General features: G+C 42.4%; 3 protein-coding genes. All 3 read left to right on the forward strand.

Annotated elements, in window-relative coordinates; all coding sequences use genetic code 11:
- Positions 1-28: 28 nt before the first annotated feature.
- Positions 29-949: a glycosyltransferase family 2 protein gene (locus AAGC65_RS14625; RefSeq protein WP_343113202.1), complete on the forward strand. Its 921-nt coding sequence runs from the start codon at positions 29-31 to the stop codon at positions 947-949.
- Complete coding sequence (locus AAGC65_RS14630) at positions 946-2,130, forward strand: glycosyltransferase family 2 protein (protein WP_343113203.1); 1,185 nt, start codon at positions 946-948, stop codon at positions 2,128-2,130. Before AAGC65_RS14625 ends, AAGC65_RS14630 begins: the two co-directional genes overlap by 4 nt.
- A 207-nt stretch (positions 2,131-2,337) precedes the next feature.
- A partial coding sequence (locus tag AAGC65_RS14635) for an amino acid adenylation domain-containing protein (protein ID WP_343113204.1) occupies positions 2,338-7,243 on the forward strand: 4,906 nt, incomplete at its 3' end.

A 7,243-nucleotide genomic window follows, 5' to 3' on the forward strand; every position in this document is an offset into this window, starting at 1 on the left:
TCAAACCATTATATATCAAATAGTTTAGATGAAAAAAATTTCTATCGTTACAGTAAACTTCAACCAGCCATTGGTTACTGAAGAGTTATTACTTTCTATAGAAAAAACAAACGGTTATACCAATATCGAGATCATTGTGGTTGACAATGCCAGCAAAATAAACCCAGTGCCAGCATGGTCTTTACAATACCCGGCAATCAAATTTATTCGCTCGGATGTAAACCTTGGTTTTGCAGGCGGTAACAACCTGGGTATACAACAAGCTACCGGCGACTATCTTTTTTTGGTTAATAACGATACCGAATTTACGCCCGGTCTTGTGGAGCAACTTGCCCAGATATTGGATAATAATGCCGGGGTTGGCATGGTATCGCCCATGATCAAATATTTTAGTAACAAGCATCTGATACAATACGCCGGTTATACCCCTATGAATTATTATACCTGCCGCAACAGTTGTATAGGTATACGCCAAACAGATCAGGGTCAGTTTAACCATACAGGCCCTACTGCCTATTGCCACGGTGCGGCTATGATGATCAGGAAAGAGGCGATTGATAAAGCAGGTTTGATGAGCGAAAACTTCTTTTTATATTATGAGGAAGTAGATTGGTGCGAGCACATTAACCGCGCCGGGTATAAAGCCTGGGTTTGCACCGATGCCTTGATCTATCATAAAGAATCTGTTTCTGTAGGAAAAAAAAGCCGGTTAAAGGAATACTTCATGACCCGCAACCGGATACTCTTTATACGTAGGAATGCCACCTTTTTCAAACGCCAGGTATTTTATATTTACTTTTTATTGTTCGTGGTACCGAGGAATACAGTAGCCTATGTTAAAGCTAAAAATTACAATTTTATACCCATGCTATTTAAAGCTGTGTGGTGGAATTTTACACATTCAAAAAACAGTAAGAATTTAGGTTATCCCATTAATACTATCATATGAAAATTTTATTAGCGCTTAGCCTGATCATTGTTTTTTACACATTTGCTGGTTATGGGATACTCCTATACTTAATTATCCGCCTTAAGCGCATATTTAAAGGATCAAAATCTGTAATAGCCGATAACATAGACAACCTGCCATCGTGCACACTGGTGGTGGCTGCCTATAATGAAGAAGGTTTTATAAAAGAGAAAATAGCAAACAGCCTTTTACTAAATTATCCGGCTGATAAGTTGAATATACTTTTTGTAACTGATGGTTCATCAGATAATACACCTGGTATTATAGCCCAGTACCCCCAGATTAAATTGTTGCACCAGCCACAGCGAGCCGGTAAAATAGCGGCCATTCATCGTGCTATGAATTATGTAGATACTGATGCCGTTGTTTTTACAGATGCCAATACTTTTCTAAATAAAGATGCCCTGATCAAAATTTGCAGGCATTATGAGGATAAAACCGTTGGAGCTGTTGCCGGCGAAAAACGGGTACACTTTGATGAAAACGCTGATGCAAGCGCCGCCGGAGAAGGTTTTTACTGGAAATATGAATCAGCATTAAAAAAATGGGATTCAGAGCTTTACTCGGTAGTGGGTGCTGCAGGTGAGTTGTTCAGCGTGCGCCGTTCCCTTTACAAACCCGTTGAAGCTGATACCGTTCTGGACGATTTCATGATTTCAATGCTGATAGCTCAACAAGGTTACCGCATTGTTTATGAACCTGAGGCTTATGCTACCGAAACTGCATCAGAAAACGTATCGGAAGAATTAAAAAGGAAGATCAGGATAGCAGCAGGCGGCATACAATCTATTTTAAGGTTGAAAAGTCTATTTAATCCATTCCCTTATCCGGTGTTGTCGTTTCAATACATCAGCCACCGTGTTTTAAGATGGACTGTTACTCCGTTTCTTTTAATACTATCATTTGTTTTAAACATAGTGCTTGCCCTTCAACCCGAGGCAACCGGTTACCAGGTATTGCTGGTAGCTCAGGTATTGTTTTATGTATTAGCGCTGTTGGGTTTTATGATGGAGAAAAAGCAGTTACGCATCAAAATATTATTTATACCTTATTATTTTTGCGTGATGAATTATGCGGTTTTAGCAGGCATTATCAGGTATTTTACCACCAAACAAAGCGCGGTTTGGGAAAAGGCGCAGCGCAAAGCAACAGTAGCTTAAACTTAATTTATAATTTAACGTTTAATATAGATAGTTAAATTACTTTCACAACCTAAATCAGTTTAGCGTAACAACAAATTTATTTGCATAAAATATTAAAATATATAAAACATAAAATTGCTATATTGAACTAATTAAAGTTTCCTGCAAAAGCTTTAAAACCAATAATAAATGGTTAGGTCAGTATAGCCAACCCTTGTCAAACCTATGAATATCAATAGCGGTTACTTATCTACAACGGATATGGGTCATCCACTCCTTATTCATCAAGTATTCGAAGAGCAAGCTGGTAAAACACCTGATAATACCGCTGTTGCTTATGGCAATGCCAAACTTTCCTATGCACAACTAAATCAACAGGCAAATGATCTTGCCGCTACGCTTTTAGGCCAATCGCCCGGTTCAGCTATTGTTGGGGTAAGTACGCGCCGGTGTATTGAAACCATTATCAGTGTTTTAGCTATACTCAAAGCCGGTAAGGCTTATTTACCGCTCGATCCGGATTATCCTACTGACCGGCTTGAACAAATTATTCAGGATTCAGGTATTGACACCTGCCTGGTTACCTCGAAAGAGAAACCGCTATTTGAAGCATTCCCTGTAAATATCCTGTTAAGCGATGTTCCCTATCCGGAAGCCACCTCCTTCCCTCCTGTAGAAATCCAAGGAGATGCTTACGTGCTTTATACATCAGGTTCAACAGGTAAGCCCAAAGGTGTATTAATGGGTCATGCGGCTTTGGTAAATTTATTACAGTGGCAAAAGGTTAAGTCCATCGCAGCAAGTGGTACCAATACCTTACAATTCGCTCCCTTAACCTTTGATGTATCTTTCCAGGAAATATTCGCTACCCTGACCACGGGTGGTACGCTGGTACTTATTGATGAAGAATTAAGGATAGATCCTGTTAAACTGCTACAGTATATCGAGGCTCAGTCCATAAACCGTATATTTCTGCCATTTGTGGTATTACAATACCTGACAGAAGCAGCCATTGCCAACAATCATATCCCAGCTTGTTTACAAGAAGTGATGACCGCGGGCGAACAACTAAAGGTCACTCCGCAGATCATCAACTTTTTTAAAGCCCTGCCCGGTTCTGTATTATATAACCAATACGGCCCCACCGAAACGCATGTGGTAACGGAGCTTAAATTGGATGGAGATGCTACCCAGTGGCCTGCTTTACCCACCATCGGCGTACCGATTGACGCTACTGAAATACTGATATTGGATGAAAACCTGCATGCACTTCCTAAGGGTGAAACCGGTGAGCTTTGCGTAGCGGGTATCAGTTTGGCTGAGGGCTATTTAAACAAACCCGACCTTACTAACGAAAAGTTTATCAACTGGCAGAAAACAACAGATGAAACAGTTCGCATTTATCGTACCGGTGACCTTGCCCGTTATTTACCTGATGGCAATATTGAATATTTAGGCCGCAGGGATACGCAAGTAAAAATTCGTGGTAACCGGGTTGAGCTGAGTGAGATCGAAGTGCTGATCAATCAACTGGAAAATATTAAACAAGCCGTGGTAATTGCACGCGAAGATGCTTCCGGGCAAAAAAGACTGTTGGCTTATCTTGTTGCCTCTAACGATCATCAACATACAGATGCGGTGCGTAAACACCTGGAGCAACACCTACCCGATTTTATGCTGCCATCGGCTTATGTATGGTTAAATGAGCTGCCTAAGACCACCAGCGGCAAGGTTGATCGCAAAGCCCTGCCCGAACCCAGCCTCCAACGCCCCGAACTTGATGTATTATACAAAGCTCCGGCAACACTTACCGAAAAAAACATTACCAATGTTTGGATGAGCCTTTTACAATTAGACAGGATAGGTTTAAACGACGATTTTTTTCAGCTTGGCGGCAACTCCTTATTGGCGCTCAAAACTGTAGCCCAATTAAAACAGCTGCATAATTATCGGATTCCTGTTACCAAGCTATATCAATTCCCAACCGTTGGCGGCCTGGCTGCTTTTTTAGGTGGAGATCAGCAAAATACCCCAGCTCTTTTTTCCAGAAAAAATAAACATACCGGTGCAAATCGTGATGTTGCCATTATAGGTATGGCCGGTCGTTTTCCGGGTGCTAATACCATTGATGAGTTTTGGCAGCTATTAAGCGAAGGGCGCGAAACCACCAGCTTTTTCAGCGCCGAAGAACTGGATAGAAATATTCCTGCGGGTATCAAAAATGATCCTGCTTATGTAAAAGCAAGGGGAATAATTGATAATGCCGACGAATTTGATGCCGAGTTTTTTGGCTTTAACCCAAGGGCTGCTGAATTGATGGATCCGCAGCAGCGTATATTTTTAGAACTGGCCTGGGAAGTTCTGGAAAAAACCGGCCATCTCCCCGAAAAATATAACGGCCCGGTTGGCGTTTTTGCCGGCTGTGGATACAATACGTATTACAATAACAACGTTTTAACTAATCCAGAACTTGTAGAACGTACAGGCCATTTCCAGGTAAGGTTACTAAACGAAAAGGATTATATAGCCACACGTACAGCCTATCAGCTAAACCTACAGGGGCCTGCCGTGGCGGTTTATGCAGCCTGTTCAACCTCCTTATTGGCGGTAGCGCAAGCGGTAACCAGTATTCGTGAAGGACAATGTTCTGTAGCTTTGGCGGGCGCGGCATCTGTAACCTCGCCCATAAAAAGCGGGCATCTGTATGAAGAAGGCTCTATCATGAGCAGCGATGGTCATTGCCGTCCGTTTGACGCGCAGGCAACCGGAACTGTTTTTAGTGATGGTGCAGGTGTGGTGTTGTTAAAAAATCTGGAAGAGGCTAAACGCGATGGCGATACGATTTATGGTGTCATAAAAGGTGTTGGCGTTAATAATGATGGCTCTGGTAAAAGCAGCTTTGGCGGGCCAAGCGCCCAGGGCCAAGCAGGCGCCATAGCGATGGCTATTGATGATGCCGGTATTGAAGCCTCAACTATTAGCTACGTAGAAGCACACGGCACAGCCACCCCTATTGGTGACCCTATTGAAATTGAAGGGCTTAACCTGGCATTTGGCCAGCAGCAAAATAAACAGTTTTGTGCAATTGGCTCGGTAAAAAGCAATATGGGTCACTTAACGGCAGCCTCAGGTGTGGCCGGGTTAATTAAAACCATACTGTCTTTACGTAACAGGCAAATCCCGCCTTCTTTGTTTTACAATCAGATAAACCCGAACATTGATATTGCCGATAGCCCATTTTATGTGAATGCGCAATTAAAACCCTGGGATGCCGATGGTGTGCGACGTGCCGGAGTTAGTTCTTTTGGTGTTGGTGGTACCAATGTACATGTTGTTGTAGAAGAGTTTGAAACTGCTCAGGTAACCAGCAAAGTTGATAAACCTTTAAAGCTGATCACCTGGTCGGCCAAAACTGAAAATAGCGTTAACAACTATGCACATAAATTAGGCGATCACCTTGCTCAACATAAAAATATTAACCTGAATGATGCGGCTTATACCTTACAAACCACCAGAGCAGGTTTTAACTTTCGCAGGTTTCTAATAGCGGCTGATCAGGATGAATTGTTGGCCAAACTCAACGAGCCTTCTGACTCATCATCATCTAAAAACTTAAAAGCAAAAGCCACCGGAGTGGTATTCCTGTTTCCGGGACAAGGTTCACAATACGCAGGTATGGGGCTTGATCTGTATAAGAGCGAGCCTGTATTTACCGCCGCGGTAAATGAGTGTATAGGTTTACTTAAAGGAACCATTCATGAGGATCTGCTGCAAACCATGTACCCGGACGCACCGGATGAACTATTGCACGAAAAGCTAAAACAAACCCTTAACGCGCAACCTGCCATATTCATTTTAGAATACGCCATGGCGAAATTATGGCTAAGCCGCGGCATCCAGCCAGAGGTGTTAGCCGGTCACAGCATTGGCGAGTTTGTGGCGGCTCATTTGGCAGGTGTGTTTAGCCTTCAGGATGCTTTAACATTGATATCAGAAAGAGCAAGGTTAGTTAACAGCGTATCTAAAGGTTCCATGCTATCAGTAAGGTTAGCGGCAGAAGATCTTAAAAAACTATTGCCCGAAGAATTATCAATCGCCGCTATTAATGGCCGCAAACTATGCGTAGTTGCCGGGCCTGATGAACTCATTACTAAATTTTCGGATGAGTTATCTACCAAAGGTATACCAGGTCGCCTCCTAAATACAAGCCATGCCTTCCATTCATCCATGATGGATAGTATTGTCCCTGTTTTTGAAGACATTATCAGATCAGTAAAATTAAATCCCCCTGTAAAACCTATTGTATCAACCGTTACCGGCAACTGGATGAGTGCTGCTGAGGCTACTGACCCTGCCTATTGGGCACAACACCTGCGTAAAACCGTCCGCTTTGCAGATGCGTTGGATACATTGATGGAAGATACAGGCCGATTGTTTCTGGAAGTTGGCCCCGGATATGTATTAACTACGCTAACCCGTCAACATGCAGCAAGTAATGCAGTTATAGCAATATCCGGATTTGAAAAAACTGAAACCTTTAATGAAGGTTATTCCGTACTAAAGGCTTTGGGCCAATTGTGGCTAAACGGTATTGAACCCGATTGGAAGACCATTTACGAAGGTCAGGACAGGCAAAAAATTGACCTTCCAACCTACGCTTTTGATCATAAACGTTACTGGCTTGAACCAGCTATTATTAACAAAATTGAAACAGCATCAGATGCTTTTGTACAGCATACTGAAAATACAACTCCGCCAACAACACCAATGAGAAAAGATATTTTAATTACCAAACTAAAAGAAATATTTGAAGATGCCGCGGGTATTGAAATTGATGCCGCAAACACTGGTTTAAGTTTTATTGAAATCGGGTTTGATTCCCTTTCCTTAACTCAAATAGCCACCAATCTTAAAAAAACATTCAACATTTCCATCACTTTCAGGAAGCTGTTTGAAGAATATAACAGCCTGCAATTGTTAGCCACGTATCTTGATGCCAATCTTGCGGCTGATGTATTAAAACCGGAAGCCGTTGCCCCTGCCCCTATTGCCGCCGTACAGCAACCAGGTATTGTTACCAATAACGGAGTTCAGAGTGGTAACAATACTGACCTGATGATAAGCCTGATAT

This window comes from Mucilaginibacter sp., from assembly GCF_039207105.1.
Classification (GTDB): Bacteria; Bacteroidota; Bacteroidia; order Sphingobacteriales; family Sphingobacteriaceae; genus Mucilaginibacter.